Here is an 18,633-nt window from a genome sequence, read left to right as displayed (position 1 = left end):
TCGGTCGATTTGGGAAAGAGAAACATGATAGAAAAGATCACGAACGGTGGCGAACTGCAGGCCATGATATTGCGGTCGAACTACACGTTCGATGGTATCCAATTTTTCACGCCGGACGAATTTTCGCAGCAACTCGCCTATATGAAGCGACCGACTGGCTATGTCATCCAACCCCACGTTCACAACGCCGTTGCGCGCGAGGTCCTCTATACGAAGGAAGTCCTGCTTATAAAGTCGGGCGTTGTCCGCGTGGACTTCTATTCCGACGCGCAGGAATACTACGAAAGCGCGATCCTGCGCGCAGGCGACGTCATACTGCTCGCCTTCGGCGGACATGGTTTTGAAATTATCGAAGAAGCTGAAATCATCGAAGTTAAGCAGGGGCCTTACGCCGGGGAATCCGACAAGACGCGATTTGTACCGTCAGTACGGGAACTGAAGATAAAGGGCGCCGAATGATTCCGGTTAATGAACCGCTGCTGAATGGTAACGAGAGTAAGTATCTGCTGGAATGCATCGAGACCGGCTGGATTTCCTCCGAAGGCCCCTTCATCACACGTTTTGAGCGTGAGTTTGCCGCGACTGTCGGCCGCAAGCACGCAATCGCCGTTGCGAATGGTTCGATGGCTCTCGACGCTGGCATGATGGCGCTTGGTCTGGAGGAAGGCGCCGAGGTCATCATGCCGTCCTTCACGATCATTTCCTGCGCCGCAGCCATCGTGAGAGCGGGTTGTGTGCCGGTTGCGGTGGACTCGGATCCTCTCACCTGGAATATCGATCCGACGAAGATCGAAGCAGCGATCACACCGAAGACGGGCGCTATCATGGTGGTGCATATCTATGGCCTGCCCTGCGATATGGCCGCGATCAACGAGATCGCCCGCCGCCACAACCTCAAGATCATCGAAGACGCTGCAGAAATGCATGGCCAGACATATAACGGCCAGCCTTGCGGCAGTTTCGGCGATGTCAGCATTTTCAGCTTCTATCCCAATAAGCACATTACCACAGGCGAAGGTGGCATGATCGTCACCGATTCCGACGCCCTTGCCGACAGATCTCGGAGCCTACGAAATCTCTGCTTCCTGCCCGCCCGCCGCTTCGTTCACGAGGAACTGGGCTGGAATATGCGTATGACGAATATGCAGGCGGCTCTGGGTTGCGCGCAGCTTGAGCGCCTTCCGGAATTCGTCGAGCGCAAACGTGCGATGGGCAGACTATATACCGAGCTGCTTCAGGATCTGCCCGGCATTCAACTGCCGTTGCCCGAGACAAGCTATGCCCGGAATATCTATTGGGTCTATGGCATCGTGCTGAAGGACGAGATCGATTTCGACGCAGCCGAAGCGATGAAACGATTGGCGGCGAAAGGCGTGGGCTGCCGTCCGTTTTTCTGGCCGATGCACGAGCAGCCCGTTCTGCAGAAGATGGGCTTCTTCAAGGATGCAGATCTTCCCATTGCCGCGAAGCTCGCGCGCCGCGGTTTCTATATTCCAAGCGGTATGGCGCTAAGGGAAGATCAAATTCGCGAAGTCGCGGGTATCGTAGCGGAGGTCATCCGTTGACGACCAGTTTCGGATTGTACTCCCAGTATTACGATCTTCTCTATAAGGACAAGGATTACGAGGGCGAAACAGCTTATGTGAAAGCTCTGCTGGAGCGTTATGCCACCGGCCCAATCTCACAGATTATGGAGCTAGGCTCCGGCACCGGCATTCACGCGGAGAAGATCGCAGAAGCCGGATATGGGGTGCTGGGGGTAGAGCTGTCGGAAACCATGCTTGCGGCGGCCATGCCGAAGGCAACACAGTCGGGCGGCAAACTTGATTTCAAGCTGGGCGATGCACGCACATTCCGGACGGATCGGCAATTCCAGGCGGTCATCTCCCTTTTTCATGTTTTGAGCTATCAGACGTCTGATGCCGATCTCGACGCGATGATGGAGACTGTCTCCCATCATCTCGAAGACGGCGGAATATTCATATTCGACTTCTGGTACGGACCAGCAGTGCTTTGGCAGCGCCCGAGTACCCGCGTCAAGCGCTTGGAAAACGATGAGATTTCCGTCGTTCGCGTCGCAGAGTCGGTCGTGCATGACGCCGAGAACATCGTGGATGTCAATTACACGATCTTCGCGACGGAGAAGCTGAGCGCCAAGACCGAAATGGTTTGCGAAACCCACCGGATGCGCTACCTCTTCCTGAACGAGATAGACCGCCTCCTGACCAATGCGGGGATGAGCCGTGTGATTGCCGAAGAGTGGATGTCCAGTTCGACGCCGGGGACTGAAACCTGGGGCGTCTGTGTCGTAGCGCGCAAGAACGCGGGCTGACTGTTGGCGATAGATTTGGACAGCCGAATTACCTTGCGTCGGAAGAGGATTGGTTTCTATCTCGGAGTAGGCCGCCATGCCGGTGGTATGTTCCAGTACGCGCAAAGCCTCGTGCAGGCCTTGTCTTCAATCGACGGCACGGACGTGGAGGTCATCGTTGCCTATGGGGACGAAGCCTGGCGCTCTGAACTTAACGCCAGCCCGCTGAAGGCCGTCCCGCTGCAGCGCTGGAAGCGGGGCGAGACACTTGCCAAGCTGTTCATGGTTCTGCCCGGCTCGGTAGCGCGTGTCGTCGCGAGATGGGTGAACCCACTCGTGCGGGAAATGGCATCTCTCCAATGTGATCTGTGGATCTTTCCGGCTCAAGACGCCCTGACCTGGCAGATCAAGGAGCCCTCGATCGCAACCATTCACGATTTGATGCACAGATATGAACGCAGCTTCCCAGAAGCCGGAAGCTGGTTGCGCTTTCAACTGAGAGAAAGCCGGTTCCGTCACCTTGCGAACCAGAGCGCTGCCGTGCTCGTCGATTCCGAAACCGGGCGGCGGCATGTCATGGAAAGCTACGGCACGCCAGAAGATCACATATATCCGCTGCCTTATATCGCTCCGAACTATCTGACAGATTCGGTTGAGGCGCCCGCCTTCGCCGAACGCTACCGGCTTCCGGAAAAATTCTATTTTTATCCGGCGCAATTCTGGCCTCACAAGAATCACTTGCGGCTCATACAAGCGCTGGCAGCCGCGCGCAGGACTCATCCGGACATGGAACTGGTCTTGGCGGGCAACACAAAGCGCGAATATGCGGCCGTCAAAGCGATGGCAAGCGAGCTTGGGCTATCCCAAGCGGTTCACTTCGTCGGTTATGTGCCGGATTCGGATCTGGCTGGGTTTTATCGTCGTGCCAGAGGGTTGGTCATGCCGACTTTTTTCGGCCCGACAAACATTCCTCCGCTTGAAGCGATGGTGTGTGGTTGTCCCGTCTTGATATCGGACAAGTATGGCATGCGGGAGCAGTGCGGTGACGCAGCGCTTTACTTCTCGCCCCAATCCGTCGAGGAGATACAAGGGGCAATGAGCCGCCTGTGGGAAGATGAAGACCTACGTTCCTCTTTGATCAAAAAGGGGCTTGAAAGAGCCTCCTTGTGGAAGCAAGAAGATTTCGACCACCGTCTGAGAGAAATTTTGGGGCGTGTCCTCGATCGAGTCGCATGATACATGGCGTTGGTCCATGCAGTCCCCTGAGGCCGTAGAAAATATGGCACGAGCAACGGCTAACGGAGAGTTTGAGCGCATTAATATGACAGGTCACGTGACAAAACAGGAAAGGGAAAGCGGCACCGAACCCTGGGATATAATCATTAAGCCGTCCGGCACCATCAGCGTCGGGCTGACGACCGCCTGGAAATATCGTGAACTTATCTGGATGTTCTTCAAAAGGGATTTCACGACATTCTACAAGCAAACCGTGCTTGGACCGGTTTGGTATCTCATACAACCGATACTAACGACGATCACCTATTACATCGTCTTCGGAAAGATTGCCAATCTCTCCACCGATGGAATTTCCCCGCTTGTCTTTTATATGTCCGGCACCATTATCTGGAATTATTTCTCAGCTTGCCTCACCAACAACTCAGAAACATTTTCGAAAAACTCGAACTTGTTTGGAAAAGTGTATTTCCCCCGGCTAGTCGTACCACTTGCAGTCGCGATGAGCGGCCTGGTCGCATTTGCCATCCAATTCACGCTTCTGCTTACGATCTCTTTTGTTCTCTGGCTTAGCCAGGATGATATAGTGATCAGCTTGCGTTTCGTTTTCGCGACACCATTGATTTTGCTCTATGTTGCAACACTTGGTGTGGGAATGGGACTCTTGGTTTCCGCGCTGACAGTTCGATATCGTGATCTGGTTTATGCCGTCGGTTTCGTTACGCAGCTTTGGATGTATGCGACACCCGTCGTCTATGCTTTCAGCCAGGTTCCCGAACGATATCAATGGTTTTACTACCTCAATCCGATGACGACTCCGGTTCAGGTATTCCGTTGGGCACTTTTCGACGCGTCGCCGCTTCCTCTGAGCATTTGCCTGGCGAATGTCGCGGCCACTCTGATTATTATAATTGGCGGCTTGATACTTTTTGCGCGGGCTGAGGCAACCGCTATGGATACCGTTTGATGAATGATATCGTTATACGCGCCGAGAATGTCAGCAAACACTATCGCCTGGGTATCATCAATCACGGCACCTTGTACCGTGACCTCCAAAGCTGGTGGGCGCGGTTCCGCAATCTGCCGGACCCCAATGCCTCCGTGTCGGATTACGCTTCCGACAGACAGAACAAGGCTCGGCTTAAGAACGATATTTTTCACGCCCTGGATGATGTCTCCTTCGAGATTTCCCGCGGCGATATCGTTGGCGTAATCGGTCGCAATGGGGCAGGCAAGTCGACCCTTCTGAAGCTGATGTCTCGCATAACGCGTCCAACCTCGGGTTATATTGGCATTCGAGGCAGGATTGCGAGCCTCTTGGAAGTCGGAACCGGCTTCCACCCCGAGCTCACGGGCCGCGAAAACGTTTACTTAAACGGTGCCATTCTTGGAATGACACACTCCGAAGTTCGCGCGAAGTTCGATGAAATCGTCGAGTTTGCAGAAATCGGCGATTTCATCGACACCCCAGTCAAACGTTACTCTTCAGGCATGTATGTTCGACTTGCCTTTTCCGTTGCGGCACATCTGGAACCCGAAATACTTCTTGTCGATGAGGTTCTGGCAGTTGGCGACGTCAACTTCCAGAACAAATGTATGGGCCGAATGCGGGAGGTGACCAAGGCGGGCCGAACAATCATGTTCGTCAGCCATAATATGACGGCTGTAAGCAGTCTTTGCCCTCGATCCATTCTGTTGTCAGACGGTCGCGTGGCTGCCGTGGGCAGTACGTCCGATGTCATTCGCGCCTATCTCGACCGGCCTGAACTGAGCGGGAAGATAGATTTTGAAATCGACCCGCAGGATGTCGAGGGCAAGGCGGTGATCTCTCGCCTTTCCATCCGAAACGAAGATGGCGAGCTAGCACAAACTGTTGAACTCACGAAGAATTTTATCATCGAGATGGAGTATGAACTGCGCGAACCACTGACAGGGCTTTCCGTCGGGCTGCAGATCATGATGGAGGATGGTTATTCCCCGATCATCAGCCTGTCTGATCCGGAACTCGACGTAAGCCGCCTCGACACCCGGTCTCCAGGTTATTATCGGGCGCGAGTAGTCATTCCGGCTGGCTTGTTGAACACCGGAACCTTTTATCTCCGCGCGGGCATCTCCAGCCGTTTTTCGATTTATTCTGTGGTTGAAGGCATACGGTTCGAAGTCGAAGACAATGTCGGGATCATCCAGATGCTGGGCCAACAACGAAAACCATCAATTTCGGCGATCCAGCTCCCCTGGGATGTAATGATGCTCTACCTCCGCGATTCTAAGGGCTTATTGAAATGAAGAAAGTACTTGTGACCGGCGCGGACGGCTTCATCGGTTCTCACCTCGTTGAAACCTTGGTCAAGGCAGGCGTGGAAGTCCGCGCCCTTTGCCAGTACAACTCGTTTTCCAGCTGGGGCTGGCTGGACCAGTCTGAATACCGCGGCAAGTTCGAGGTCATTCTCGGAGACGTTCGCGACCCGGCGCAAATGCGTGCCGTCGCTAAAGGCGTTGACACGATATTTCATCTGGCCGCGCTCATCGCTATTCCCTATTCCTATCAGGCGCCGTCCAGCTATGTGGACACCAACATTAATGGCACGTTGAATGTGCTTCAGGGCGCTCTCGATGCCAGCGTTGGCCGCGTCATTCAGACCTCGACCAGCGAGGTCTACGGAACGGCTCGCTTTGTCCCAATCAGCGAAAGTCATCCGCTGCAGGCACAGTCGCCCTATTCGGCGTCAAAAATCGGTGCTGACGCGATGGCATACAGTTATCATTCGAGTTTTGACCTACCGGTGACGATCGCACGGCCTTTCAACACTTTCGGCCCGCGACAATCTGCAAGGGCGGTTATTCCGACTGTGATTTCACAGCTTCTGAGTGGACGAACGACGCTGAAGCTTGGTGCGCTCTCGCCCACTCGGGATTTCAATTTCGTCCAGGATACATGCGACGGCTTTCTGGCACTCGCGGCCTGCGACGAAGCCATCGGACAGACGGTCAATATCGGCTCGGGCAGCGAGATATCGATCGGCGATACCGTCCAGTTGATCGCCGACATCATCGGCGTCAGCGTGGAGATCGAATGCGACGAACAGCGTTTGCGTCCGGCAAACAGTGAAGTGGAGCGTCTGTGCTGCGACAACAGCCTGATCAAGTCTCTGACAGGATTTTCGCCGCGTTATAGCTTGGAAGATGGTCTGAAAGCGACGATCGACTGGCTGCGTCAACCGCAGAATCTGGCGAGATACAAGGCGGATATCTTCAATGTCTAGGCGCGCAGTCATTCTGGCGGGCGGAATGGGAACGCGGTTGCGGCCCTATACTGTCGTGCTCCCCAAGCCACTGATGCCGATCGGCGACTATCCTATTCTTGAGGTGATCATACGTCAGCTGATATCAGGCGGATTTCAGCATATAACACTTGCCGTCAACCACCAGGCCGAGCTGATCAAGGCTTTCTTCCAGGATGGCGACAAGTGGGGTGTACGCATCGACTATTCGCTCGAGGACGAGCCTCTTGGCACCATGGGGCCGCTGCGGCTGATAAAGGATCTACCGGAGAATTTCCTGGTGATGAACGGCGACATCCTGACGGATCTCAACTATGCCGATTTTCATGATGCTCACGTCCGCGACGGAAATATATTCACGATCTCGTCCAAGACGCGTCAGCATCGCATAGACTATGGCGTTCTCGACACCGGCGAGGCCGGGCTGCTGACCGGTTTTCGAGAAAAACCGACGGCCGAATACAAAGTCAGCATGGGCGTCTACATGGTGTCTTCGAGGGCCGTGGAGCACATACCACAAGGTGGTGCCTACGGCTTCGATCAGTTGATGCTTGATCTTCTTGCGGCCGGCAAGCCGGCCACGGTTCGAGATTTTGCGGGTTATTGGCTCGATATCGGACGGCCTGACGATTATGCCTTGGCGATCGAGCAGTTTGAATCCATGCAGTCCAGGTTCTTGAATGGTTGATGCCATCGTCACCGGTGCTGGCGGTTTTCTCGGGAGCCGTCTGGTCAGACGGCTCAAGGAGGCCGGTTTTGACGTGCTTGCGCTTGACCGAACACATGGAGATATAAGCGAAGAGCAGGTTTGGCAGGAGCTTCCCGCGGCGCGCACGCTGTTTCACCTTGCCGGCAGGACATTCGTTCCGGATAGCTGGAGCCAAGGCCCGAGTTTCATGGCCGCCAACGTCCTCGGAACGCAACACGCTTTGAACTGGTGCAAGCGACACAAGGCCAAACTCGTGTTCGCAAGCGCCTATGTTTACGGAGTGCCCGAGCGGCTGCCGATCCATGAAAGCGATCCGGTCAGGCCGAACAACCCTTACGCTCTCTCCAAACATCTTGCCGAACAGCTTTGTGAGTTCGCCGCCACGCACGAGCAGATACCGGTGGTGGTATTGCGTCTTTTCAATATATACGGCTCAGGGCAGCGCCCCGAATTCCTGATACCGACGCTTCTGAACCGGATACGGACGAAGCAGGAAATACAGGTCCTGGATCTCAGTCCCCGGCGTGACTATATCTTCGTTGAAGATGTCCTGAGCGCCTTTGCCAAGGCCATGGACGTCGCGGAAGGCTACCATTGCATCAATATCGGCTCCGGAATGTCGTATTCGGTGCAGGAAATAATCGACATCTTGCAAGAAGCTGCCGGCACTGATCTACCTGTAGTGTCATCTTGCACAGTTCGGCGGAATGAAATACCTGACGTGCGGGCCGATATCACGCGGGCTCGCACCGTTCTCGGATGGCGGCCGGAATGGGATCTGCCGGCCGGGATGCGCGCGATGATGAAGGAGTCGTAAATTGAACGAACGTTACGTTCCGATCAACAAGGGCAACTACTCGATGGACACGGTCGAGCGCGAAGCGGCGTTCGACAAATTCCGGGGCGAAGGGTGGGAAGCCGAATACGCAGATTACCGTCGCAAGTGGTCAGAATATGCCCTGAACCAGCAAGTTTCGGATTATCCGCTGCTGGTCGATCTCGAGCTGGCATCGATCTGCAATCTGCGCTGCCCGATGTGCTATACGATCAGCGACGAGTTCAAGAAAAGTGTGAACACGACGCGGATGGACTGGGATCTCTACTGCCGTATCATCGATGAGATCGGCGGCAAGGTTCCTGCGATCCGTCTGTCGCTGCGGGGCGAGGCCACACTGCACAAGCGCTTCGCTGACTGCGTGCGCTATGCCAAGGACCATGGGATCAAGGAAGTCTCGACCCTCACCCACGGCTTCAAGCTCAACAGAGACTATTTCGCTCAGCTCGTCGATGCCGGCATCGACTGGATCACCGTATCGATCGACGGCACCGGTGAGACCTACGAAAAGATCCGCAAGCCGATCAAGTTCGAGGCGCTACTCGACAAGATCAAGGACATCAAGAAGTACAAAGACGAGCGCGGGCTCCACCGTCCTGTTATCAAGGTGCAGGGCATCTGGCCGGCAATCAGGGAAAATCCGGATCTTTATTATGAAACCTTTGCGCCTCACGTGGATCTTGTCGCCTTCAATCCGCTGATCGATTATCTCGGCAACGATTCTGACGTTCAATATCTGGATAACTTCACCTGCCCTCAGCAATATCAGCGCCTCGTTATCGGCGCCGACGGGCTTGTGATGAAGTGCTCGAACGACGAGGAAAATCGCGAAGTCATTGGTGACGCGACGACGGAGACGGTACACCAGATTTGGCACGGCGAAAAAATGAATGCAGTGCGTGCTTTGCACAAGGAACCGCAGGGCTTCTTGAAAAGCGAAGTATGCCGCCGATGCTATCTGCCTCGCCTGACGGATGACGAGCCGACCGAAATCTGCGGCAGGAAAGTGATCGTCCGAAATTACGTGGATCGGGCTCAGGAAATCGGAAAATAGGAAAGCAGCCGGAGTTGCATACCGGTCGTGTGCGGATGACATCGCTGTGCTACCGCTATTGGAACGCCGGCTGTATAGTGAATTGCAGGAGTAGCAGATGTTCCGGAACTACCGACCCGACCGGTGTTATATTATCGCCGAAATCGGCGGGAATTTTACGACTTTTGACCAGGCAAGACGGCTGATCGACGAGGCAAAGGCGGCCGGCGTGGACGCTGTCAAGCTCCAGACTTATCGCGCAGAGACCCTGTCGAGCCGCAATGCCATGTTCGATATGGAAAACACCGGCGTTACCTCGCAATTCGAGCTTTTCCGTAAATATGAAATCGGTCACGAGCTTCACGAAGCGGTTTTCCGCTATGCCGAGGAGCATGAGCTGGACTGGTTTTCGTCGCCCTCACACGAAACGGACGTCGACCTGCTCGAGCAGTGTGGAGTTGGCGCCCACAAGGTAGGTTCGGACGACGCAGTCAACATTCCCTTTCTTCGCTATCTGGCAAAAACGGGCAAGCCGATAATCCTGTCGACGGGAATGTCGACGCTCGACGAAGTTCGGGAATCCGTTGCCGCAATCAAGGAGGCGGGCAATCAGAAGCTCATCCTGCTACACGCCATCACAAGCTACCCGACGCATCCGGAAAATGTGAACCTGCGCGCTATGCAAACGATGATGGAGGCGTTTCCGGATCTCGACGTTGGCTATTCCGACCATACGTTGACCCCGGTCGCCAGCCTTTGTGCGGCCGCGATGGGCGCACGGGTTATAGAGCGGCATTTCACCTACGATAAAGCCGCCGACGGTCCCGACCACATGCTCTCGGCCGATCCAGCAGAAATGAAATGGCTTGTGGATGCGATACGTGCTTTCGAGGTCATGAAAGGCAGTGGTCGCAAGGAACCGGCAGCCAGTGAAGCGACGACAAGATTGAACAACCGCAAGAGCATTGTCGTCAATCGGCCGCTCAAAGCCGGCCATGTCATCTCCGCCGGCGACATCTCGGTCAAACGACCTGGGACAGGGATTGAACCTAAGCATCTCGAAACTCTTGCGGAGCGACGGCTCGTAAAGGATCTTGATGCGGACGCCGTTCTCCAGTGGAGCGATCTGGCGTGACGCTTGGCATCATTATCCAGGCGCGGATGGGATCGACCCGATTGCCGGGAAAGGTGCTTCGCGACATTTCCGGCAAGCCGCTTCTCGGACATGTCCTGGGTAGGCTTCAGATGTTGAAGCGGCCTGCCAGGATTGTCGTTGCGACCTCATCGGCCAGCGAGAACGATGTTGTCGAAGCCTGGTGCCTTGAGCGCGGCGTAAGCTGCTTTCGTGGCGATGAAACCGATGTTCTCGATCGTTATTTTCAATGCGCAAAATCGCTCGAAATGTCCGACATTGTTCGATTGACTGCAGATAATCCTTTCACTGACATCGAAGAGCTTGAGAGGCTGATCGATCTGCACCACAAGCAGGGATTCGACTATACGCATGCGTTCGGCCAGTTGCCGATTGGCGTTGGCGCCGAGATATTTACCTTCGAAGCTCTATCGCGCAGTCATCGCGAGGGAAAGCTCCCGCACCATCGCGAGCACGTGAATGAATACTTCACCGATCGGCCGGAACTGTTCAAGATCGGCCAACTTGAGGTGCCGCCGGCCAAAATATCCCCCGGACTGCGCCTGACGGTAGATACTGAAGAAGACTGGAGACGTGCTTGTGCTCTTGCAGCGCGCGGGGGTGGGAACTGGCTCGGGACAGAAGAAGCGATCAGGCTATGTTCGTCTTCTGCATAGAAAGTTCGCATGCACGCGGCATGGGGCATCTGTTTCGGTCGTTGACACTCGCCGCCGAACTGCGTTCGCGCGGACATCCGGTCCGATTTTTAGCAAACGATCATCCGAATTCGTTGAGGATCATCCGGGAGCGCGGCTTTGACGTGGCGCTTTATGATCTCGCCTCCGTGACCGGATGGGAGAATGGCTTTATCGAACCCAATGCATCATCTTCAGTCTGGATTAATGACCGCCTGAACACGCAGCGATCCCACAGCGAGGCGATCAAGCGTTTGGGCGCCAAGCTCGTTACCTTTGATGATCGTGGTGATGGCGCGGGACTTGCCGACATCAATATCTGCGCGCTCCTGTTCGAAACGACTGAGAGTCTCAAGGGCAAGGATGTTCGGTTAGGGATGGAGTACATGATACTCAATCCTGAAATCGCGGCGTTTCGCAGACTTCGGCAAAGCCTTGCATCGATCCTTGTCACGCTCGGCGGCGCCGATACCTACGGCGTGACCGTCCGCGTTGCCAAATGGCTGAGCGACAGGCCTTTTCCTGTTACTATCGTTACGGGCCCGAGCTTCCAACACATGGCGGAGCTTGAAGAGATCGTCGCGACCGCTGCACCCGATCGGTTCAAACTGCTCAACCAAGTGCCGTCGCTTGCGGCAGAGATGCATGGCCACGATCTGGCGATTACCGGCGGCGGTGTCACCCCATTCGAAGCCTGCGCGGCCGGTTTGCCGTGCGTGGTGATCGCCAACGAACCTTTTGAAATCCCGGTCGGGCGTGCGCTCGAGGAGCTTGGAGCAGCGTTCTTCGCCGGGCATCACTCGGCATTCGATCTCGGCATCCTGGAAAAGCCGATCCCCATCAGGACCATGAGCGAGACTGCCATGGCCAAGGTCGACCTTGGCGGGGTCGGCCGCGTTGCCGATCTGCTGGAAAGATTGGCTGCATGACCCTGACAGCGGTGATCCATCAGCCGGACTTTGCATCCTATCTCGGCTTTTTTCAGCGTTTTTTGAACGCCGACCTCTACATCGTTCTGGATCATGTTCAGTTCGTCCATGGCACGAGCAAAAGCTGGACGCACCGTGACAAGATTAAGACGGCACAAGGCGACCGCTGGCTCACCGTCGGAATTAGAAAGCCAAGCTTCGGTACACCGATCAATGCGGTGGAACTGGCACCCGGCACAGGATGGATAGACCAGAACCTTTCCCTGCTTCGGGAAAACTATCGCAGATCTGACGGTTGGAGTGAGGTCTTTCCCCGTATAGAGGCTCTCTACGGCAAGCGGTTCGATCTGCTGGCCGATTTCAACATGCATTTCCTCGAAGGTATCCTGGATATGCTTGAAGTCACGATGCCGATGGTACGATCAAGCGCTCTAAGCCCCGAGGGTCATAGGAACGAATTGCTTGTCGAACTGCTGCGCAAAGTGGGAGCAACACGTTATCTCTCGGGTCTCGGCGCGCGCGACTATATGCGGCCGGAAGTGTTTGAGGCAGCCGGAATCGAAATCGAATGGCAGCATTTCGTCCATCCGGTTTATCCACAGCCATTTGGGGCATTCATCCCCTATCTCAGCATTCTCGACACACTGCTGAATTGTGGTATTGCAGGCACGCGTGACCTGCTCTGGAGTTGCAAATGAATATTCTCGCGATCGGTGCCCATTTTGACGACGTGGAACTGGGCTGTGGCGGTGCACTGGCACGCCATGCTGCAAACGGCGACACGGTGTATGTCTATGTCGCGACCGTATCCGGCTTTTCAAACCAGTATGATCAGTCCGTGCGCAGCAGCCAGGTCGCCAGAGCGGAAGCGGATGCTGCGATGGAAATTCTCGGCGTCCACAAGATGTTTTGCGGCGAGTTCAAAACGCTCCAGATCGAATTCGTCGATCCGCTGAATATCGAGATCCTTAAGCTCGTGCAGGATCTGAAGATCGATATGGTCTACACCCACTGGGTCGGAGACATCCACCATGACCATCTGGCCTTATCGCGCGCATCGCTGCACAGCTGCCGCCATGTGCCCCGCCTCCTGATGTATCGCAGCAACTGGTACCATTCGACGGTGGATTTCAGGGGCAATTTCTACGTCGACATCACCTCCCATTGGGACCAGAAGGAAAAGGCGATCCTTGCCCATGAATCCGAGATGGAGCGCACGGGGCGGAAATGGGTGAGCTTCTTCCGCAATGAAGCCGAGAACGCCGGCCAGCGCATCGGTGTAAAATACGCGGAGGTTTTTGAGGTGGTAAAGTGGCTGCAGCTTTGAGAAAGATATTGACCTTTGGCTCCATGCTGCTCCCCTATGGTGTGCATGAGCTGAAGCGCAGGCTAAAAAATCGTCACAAACTCTCTGCTGATGTCGCGAGATCGCTGGCAGAAAATAGACAGCTTGCTGGTCTGCACGCGGGGCAGCGCTGTTTTATTTTAGGCAATGGCCCGAGCGTCAAGGGCTTGGATCTGTCGCGACTTCAGGGCGAAACCGTTATAACCGTTTCCAATGGTTACCTGCACTCCGATTTCGACAAGTTCCAGTCCCGTTATCATTGTGTTCCGCAAATTACCTACGGATTGATGACGCCGGAGGACGTGGTCCGCTGGTTTGACGAGATGCATTCGCACCTGGGCGGCGCGGAACTGTTCCTCAGTTCCACTGAAGCGGAGCTGGTTCGAAAACACAATCTGTTTTCAGGGCGAACGGTTCGGTATCTCGTGCTCGGCGAAAGCTTTGACGAAAGAGCATCTGTGGAAATCGTCGATATCTCTAAACCGGTGCCGGGTGTCGAGTCGGTGCCGGTGATGACCTTGATGATAGCAATGTATCTTGGTTTCAAAGAGATCATCCTGCTCGGCATCGACCATGATCGTTTCCTGTCAACAAGTTACGAATACGCGTTTGACCTCAAGGTGCAAAAAGGAAAAGATTTCACCGTAAATGCGGACGGCACCCCGGCCACGACCCGTCATGACGACTTTCAGCGGGCGGCGCGGCTGTGGCGACAATATCGAGCCATCGCAAATATCGCGAGAGCGAATGATATCCGCATCGTCAATTCCACACCCGGCGGAGCACTGGACGAATTTGAGAGGCGGCCATTTCAAGCTTGGTTCGAAGAATGAAGCGCCTTCATCCTGCGTCAATACTGGTTGATAGAACAAACCCGCGGTTCGCTGTCGCCGATGTGTCTTTTGTACAACGGCCAGATTTCTGTTGGTTCGTAAGGAAAGACGACAATATTTGATGCGCGTAAACGTCCTAATTCCGGTCTTCAACCGACTTGAGCACACTCGCAAAGTTATCGCGGCCTTGAGGGCCCAAACCGTTGTCGACAATATTCGAATTGTTATCATCGATGACGGCTCCACCGATGAAACGGCTGAGTTCCTCGCGGCGCAGCCTGACGTGACGAGCATAAGAGGCGACGGCAATCTATGGTGGGGCGGAGCCATAGAGGTCGGTCTGAAGCGGGTTCTGCCCGACTGCGGCCCCGAAGACTACATCCTGTTCGTCAACAATGACACGTGGTTTGGCCAGACCTATGTCGAGACATTGATACGGTGTTCACGCGAAAATGGGGGTGCCATTGTCGGCAGCGTCGTTCATGAGGAGGAGAGCGACCCGCCTTTGACGGGCGTGGGACCGCGTTTGAACATAAATCGTATTGCTGTATGGGACATTCTCGCCGAGTTGAGTGAAGTGGAGCGCCGGAATCCTAAGCCGCTCTATAAGGCGGACGCACTCAGCGGTCGCGGAACGTTGTTTCCCGCGGAACTGTTCAAACGGCATGGAACCATGCGTCCGCATCTCCTGCCGCATTATATGGCCGATTACGAAATATCCATGCGCTTCGCACGAACGGGCGTACAACTCCTTGTTTCCAGCGAAGCCATAGTTTATTCACCGCCAGTCTACGGCGCTCACGTGTCGAATACGTCTTCGTGGAAGAAACATTTTGGCCGGCGCTCGCCCCATAATGTATTTCAGCGGGTCGCGTTCTTTTCTTTGATCGGCACGCCTTTGCAACGGCTGACAGCGCCATTGCGCATGGCGGCCTTCATGATTATCCGGACGGCCCATACTCTGCGAGCGAAGAAATGAAAAAGGACAATAACGACGCGATGAAGAGCGATCATCAGATGCACTGTATTGCCTGCGGTTCGAATATGGAAACATTTATCGAGCGCATATCCGACGATCGATACGGCTGCCCCGGTGTATATTCGATCGAGAGGTGCGTGTCTTGCGGTCATATGACGACGACACCGCCGCTCACGGAAGAAGACCTGCCTGGGCTTTACAGTACGTATTATCCACGCAGGGAAGTTGATTTCTCCGCCATAGAGCGAGAAGCTGCGCTGGTAAACAAGCCTTTCGCCGCTTTCAATCGTTGGATGGCCGGCACCGATCATCAAGGCCACTATCTGGCGCAGCCTGGTGAGAAAGTACTGGATGTCGGTTGCGGCTCATGCATTTCACTCCTTGAAATGCGTAACAAGGGTATTGAAAGCTGGGGGATCGAGGCGGATCCGAATGTGCGGACTATCGCTGATCATTTCGGTCTGCAGGTCCATATAGGCAACATTTACGATCTGCCTTTTCCCGACATGAAGTTCGACCTGATTGTATTGAATCAGGTGCTCGAACATGTGCCGGATCCCTCGGCCATGCTGCAGGCGGTAAGAGAACGTCTCACCCCCCAGGGTCGCGTGATCATGGCGTTCCCCAATACGGGCTCGTTTCATCACAAGATCTGGAAAGACCGCTGGATCAATTGGCACATTCCCTATCACCAAAATCATTTCAACCGCACCTCTTTTACCAAGCTCGCCGGCAAGTTTGGTTACAAGGTCGAAAACGTCAGAACGGTTACGCCTAATCTCTGGTCGGTCCTGCAATTACGCACTGCACGCGAGCGGAAGCAGGAGGGCAAGTCATCATCCACCTGGATGCACAATGCTGATGCAATCCAAGGCAGGCCACCGTTCTTCACTCGACTGAAGAACGTAGCCCTATCGCGTGGCGCACGTGGGGCCGGGATGGTGATGGGATTGGGCAATCGAATTCTGGATGCCGCAGGCAAGGGCGACAGCCTTCTCTTCGTGCTGAGGCCGATCTAGAAATTCCACCCCGCTCTCCCGCAAGGTCAGGCGGTCGCACGCAGGAGAATTCAACAGAACGCTCCGACTGCATAGGAGCGGATATGCAGGCATGGGTGCAGTTCAAGCTCACGCCGCGAGGCCTGGATACAATGAGCATGGCGTGTCAAGAACCGGAAGAAGTTGCTTCGAAATGGCGAGGGGCGCAGGATGGAGCCGAGTGCTCGAGGCCCCGGCTAGAAAGATGGCCTTGCGCGGCTTTTTCTTCGGGATCTCCTGCATTGATCAAGGATAATCTGCAGTACTGGATTGCGACGCCGCCTTTCCGTCTGCTACGGGTTGGCCAGATTTCGCCCCTTAGAATGTAAGCAAGACACCCGTCAAGATGGCTGCAGACACTGCCGATCCACGTATTCCCCGGATAAGCCTCATCACCGTTTGCTGGAACGCCGAGCGGACCATTGCCGATACGTTGCGGTCCATCGACACGCAAACCTACCGCGATTTCGAGCACATCATCATTGACGGGGGCTCAAGCGATTCCACGCTCGCCATCATCGCTTTGACGCCGGCGGACAACCGCCGCGTACTTTCGGGACGGGACGGAGGTATCTATGAGGCGATGAACAAAGGGATTGGCCTTGCGAGCGGCAACATCATCGGCTTTTTGAATGCGGACGACACTTTCGAGAGCAGCGACTCCCTCGAAACCGTGGCGGCCGCGCTGGAAGATGCAGCGTATGATGGCTGCTACGGCGATCTCGTCTATGTTTCCAACCGGCATATCGATCGCAAGATCCGCTACTGGAAATCGCGTACGTTCAGATCCGGTTCGTTCGCCCGTGGCTGGTGTCCACCGCATCCGACATTTTATGTTCGACGTAGCATTTATGAACAGTTCGGGCGGTTTGATCTGCGTTATCGGCTTGCAGCCGACGTCGAGCTTATGATGCGATTTTTGGAAGTCGCGCGGATCAGAACAATCTATATCCCGCGAGTCCTGGTCAGGATGCGCTTAGGGGGCGCCACGAACAAGAACGTTCAAAATATATCGCGTCAGAACAAGGAGGTGCTGTGCGCCCTTGCTGACCACGGCCTGAAGGTCTCAACATCGATGTTCTGGGTCTTTAAGATCGTGAACCGGTTGGGCCAGTTCCTGATGCGCAATCGATCGCAGGATTTATAAGCGTAAATCCACGCCACCGTCGATAGCCGGTTTCACACCGCCACCCTCCCCGAACCCGTCCGCAATCGCCGTAATCCGCTCCGCCGCAGCATGCCCCCCGGGGTACCAGGAGGTCCGATTGGGTTCACGCAAAAAGGAAATCCCCCGAGTCTAGGCTCGTCAAGGCTACGTTCCTCAACACTATGGTGTTGTCGATATCGGCTGTAACGATTGTATCGTTGCCATACTGACTGGATGCAGCAAAAAGCGATTCCCAGTCGGCGAAAATGTTGTGATCGATTCTAATCGTGTCGTGCGCCGCGCCGGTTGCCACGAAGTTTGTGATCGTATCATGGCCCCAGTTCAGCAAATAGACGAAGACGTCGGCTGCTGCACCACCAGTGAGGGTATCGTTGCCGGCGCCACCCGTCAGCGTATTGGAACCACTGCCGCCGACGATAACGTTGTTCAGCGCATTCCCTGTTCCGGCAAACGGCCCTATGCCGGCAAAGCTCAGGTTCTCGACATTGCCGGCAAGCGTATAACTCGCCAGGTTCGTGCGAACCGTGTCGATCCCCTCATTGGCAGCTTCGTTGACGAGGTCGCCGGCATTGTCGACGATATAGGTGTCGTTGCCCGCTCCGCCGATCAAGGTGTCCGCACCGACCCCGCCATTCAGGATATCGTTGCCGGCGCCGCCGGTGATCGTGTTGGCGAGCGCATTGCCGGCGCCGGCGAAGCTGGCCGATCCCGTATAGGTCAGGTTCTCGACATTGTTGCCGAGCGTATAGCTTGAAAGTGCCGTCTGGACCGTGTCCGTCCCTTCGTTCACATTCTCGATCACGATGTCAGTCGCAATATCAACGACGTAAACGTCGTCGCCCATCCCGCCCGACATCTTGTCTGCACCAGACCCGCCGATCAAAGTGTCGTTGCCCGCAGCCCCTGCGAGGCTGTCAGCGCCAACACCACCTGTAATAACGTTGTCGAGCAGATTCCCTGTTCCGACAAAGGTTGCCGTTCCGATGTAGGTGAGGTTCTCGACATTAGCACCCAATGTGTAGGCGGCCAGGGCCGTGCGAACCGTGTCGGTTCCCGCGGCGGCGTTCTCGGCAACGCTGTCGCCGGCATTGTCGACGATATAGGTGTCGTCGC

Annotated in this window: 20 protein-coding genes; 19 read left to right on the top strand and 1 reads right to left on the bottom strand. The window is 55.2% G+C overall.

The genetic code is table 11. From position 1 onward, the window contains the following. The first annotated feature begins 24 nt into the window (after positions 1-24). The 19 genes from GR198_RS30815 to GR198_RS30725 all read left to right on the top strand — a co-directional run bounded on the left by GR198_RS30815 (position 25) and on the right by GR198_RS30725 (position 17,499). Entirely contained in the window at positions 25-459 is a 435-nt protein-coding gene (locus GR198_RS30815) for a hypothetical protein (RefSeq protein WP_017967130.1), read from the top strand. Next, positions 456-1,565, top strand: coding sequence for a DegT/DnrJ/EryC1/StrS family aminotransferase (locus GR198_RS30810; RefSeq protein WP_029872544.1), 1,110 nt, complete (start codon positions 456-458; stop codon positions 1,563-1,565). Before GR198_RS30815 ends, GR198_RS30810 begins: the two co-directional genes overlap by 4 nt. Then, on the top strand, positions 1,562-2,332 hold the full coding sequence (locus GR198_RS30805) for a class I SAM-dependent DNA methyltransferase (RefSeq protein WP_029872543.1): 771 nt from the start codon (positions 1,562-1,564) through the stop codon (positions 2,330-2,332). The genes GR198_RS30810 and GR198_RS30805 overlap by 4 nt, the downstream gene beginning before the upstream one ends. A gap of 15 nt (positions 2,333-2,347) precedes the next feature. After that, the gene (locus tag GR198_RS30800) at positions 2,348-3,547 is read left to right on the top strand and encodes a glycosyltransferase family 4 protein (RefSeq protein ID WP_245279659.1); all 1,200 of its coding nucleotides are present in this window, start codon (positions 2,348-2,350) and stop codon (positions 3,545-3,547) included. Between the two features lie 85 nt (positions 3,548-3,632). Beyond that, positions 3,633-4,511, top strand: a complete 879-nt coding sequence (locus tag GR198_RS30795; protein WP_029872541.1) for an ABC transporter permease — start codon at positions 3,633-3,635, stop codon at positions 4,509-4,511. Then, positions 4,511-5,830 (top strand): ABC transporter ATP-binding protein, encoded by a 1,320-nt coding sequence (locus GR198_RS30790; RefSeq protein WP_164070172.1) that lies wholly within the window; start codon positions 4,511-4,513, stop codon positions 5,828-5,830. Before GR198_RS30795 ends, GR198_RS30790 begins: the two co-directional genes overlap by 1 nt. Then, positions 5,827-6,807 carry an NAD-dependent 4,6-dehydratase LegB gene (locus tag GR198_RS30785; RefSeq protein ID WP_029872539.1) on the top strand — a complete coding sequence of 327 codons (981 nt, stop codon included), beginning with the start codon at positions 5,827-5,829 and terminating at the stop codon, positions 6,805-6,807. Before GR198_RS30790 ends, GR198_RS30785 begins: the two co-directional genes overlap by 4 nt. Continuing rightward, on the top strand, positions 6,800-7,513 hold the full coding sequence (locus GR198_RS30780) for a nucleotidyltransferase family protein (protein ID WP_018497436.1): 714 nt from the start codon (positions 6,800-6,802) through the stop codon (positions 7,511-7,513). The genes GR198_RS30785 and GR198_RS30780 overlap by 8 nt, the downstream gene beginning before the upstream one ends. Then, the gene (locus tag GR198_RS30775; RefSeq protein WP_029872538.1) at positions 7,506-8,351 is read left to right on the top strand and encodes an NAD-dependent epimerase/dehydratase family protein; all 846 of its coding nucleotides are present in this window, start codon (positions 7,506-7,508) and stop codon (positions 8,349-8,351) included. The genes GR198_RS30780 and GR198_RS30775 overlap by 8 nt, the downstream gene beginning before the upstream one ends. A gap of 1 nt (position 8,352) precedes the next feature. Further along, on the top strand, positions 8,353-9,423 hold the full coding sequence (locus GR198_RS30770; RefSeq protein WP_003545680.1) for a radical SAM/SPASM domain-containing protein: 1,071 nt from the start codon (positions 8,353-8,355) through the stop codon (positions 9,421-9,423). A gap of 97 nt (positions 9,424-9,520) precedes the next feature. Then, positions 9,521-10,537 carry an N-acetylneuraminate synthase family protein gene (locus GR198_RS30765; RefSeq protein ID WP_029872537.1) on the top strand — a complete coding sequence of 339 codons (1,017 nt, stop codon included), beginning with the start codon at positions 9,521-9,523 and terminating at the stop codon, positions 10,535-10,537. Then, positions 10,534-11,211 (top strand): cytidylyltransferase domain-containing protein, encoded by a 678-nt coding sequence (locus GR198_RS30760; RefSeq protein ID WP_029872536.1) that lies wholly within the window; start codon positions 10,534-10,536, stop codon positions 11,209-11,211. The genes GR198_RS30765 and GR198_RS30760 overlap by 4 nt, the downstream gene beginning before the upstream one ends. After that, positions 11,193-12,158 carry a PseG/SpsG family protein gene (locus GR198_RS30755; protein ID WP_029872535.1) on the top strand — a complete coding sequence of 322 codons (966 nt, stop codon included), beginning with the start codon at positions 11,193-11,195 and terminating at the stop codon, positions 12,156-12,158. Before GR198_RS30760 ends, GR198_RS30755 begins: the two co-directional genes overlap by 19 nt. Then, a complete protein-coding gene (locus GR198_RS30750) occupies positions 12,155-12,856 on the top strand; it encodes a WbqC family protein (RefSeq protein WP_029872534.1) in 702 nt (233 codons plus the stop codon). Before GR198_RS30755 ends, GR198_RS30750 begins: the two co-directional genes overlap by 4 nt. Next, positions 12,853-13,485, top strand: coding sequence for a PIG-L deacetylase family protein (locus GR198_RS30745; RefSeq protein WP_029872533.1), 633 nt, complete (start codon positions 12,853-12,855; stop codon positions 13,483-13,485). Before GR198_RS30750 ends, GR198_RS30745 begins: the two co-directional genes overlap by 4 nt. After that, positions 13,470-14,336 (top strand): hypothetical protein, encoded by an 867-nt coding sequence (locus tag GR198_RS30740; RefSeq protein ID WP_029872532.1) that lies wholly within the window; start codon positions 13,470-13,472, stop codon positions 14,334-14,336. Before GR198_RS30745 ends, GR198_RS30740 begins: the two co-directional genes overlap by 16 nt. 121 nt (positions 14,337-14,457) lie before the next feature. Then, complete coding sequence (locus tag GR198_RS30735; RefSeq protein WP_029872531.1) at positions 14,458-15,315, top strand: glycosyltransferase family 2 protein; 858 nt, start codon at positions 14,458-14,460, stop codon at positions 15,313-15,315. Continuing rightward, the gene (locus GR198_RS30730; protein WP_050573676.1) at positions 15,312-16,334 is read left to right on the top strand and encodes a class I SAM-dependent methyltransferase; all 1,023 of its coding nucleotides are present in this window, start codon (positions 15,312-15,314) and stop codon (positions 16,332-16,334) included. The genes GR198_RS30735 and GR198_RS30730 overlap by 4 nt, the downstream gene beginning before the upstream one ends. A 364-nt stretch (positions 16,335-16,698) precedes the next feature. Then, a complete protein-coding gene (locus GR198_RS30725; protein WP_164070170.1) occupies positions 16,699-17,499 on the top strand; it encodes a glycosyltransferase family 2 protein in 801 nt (266 codons plus the stop codon). A 124-nt stretch (positions 17,500-17,623) separates the two neighbouring features. Here the strand turns inward: GR198_RS30725 and GR198_RS30720 are convergent. Beyond that, positions 17,624-18,633 (bottom strand): calcium-binding protein (locus GR198_RS30720; protein ID WP_164070169.1); only part of this gene is annotated, 1,010 nt, incomplete at its 5' end.

It is taken from the genome of Rhizobium leguminosarum (genome assembly GCF_010668065.1).
GTDB classification, from domain to species: Bacteria; Pseudomonadota; Alphaproteobacteria; order Rhizobiales; family Rhizobiaceae; genus Rhizobium; species Rhizobium leguminosarum_S.
This window is presented reverse-complemented; position numbering and strand designations above follow the sequence as displayed.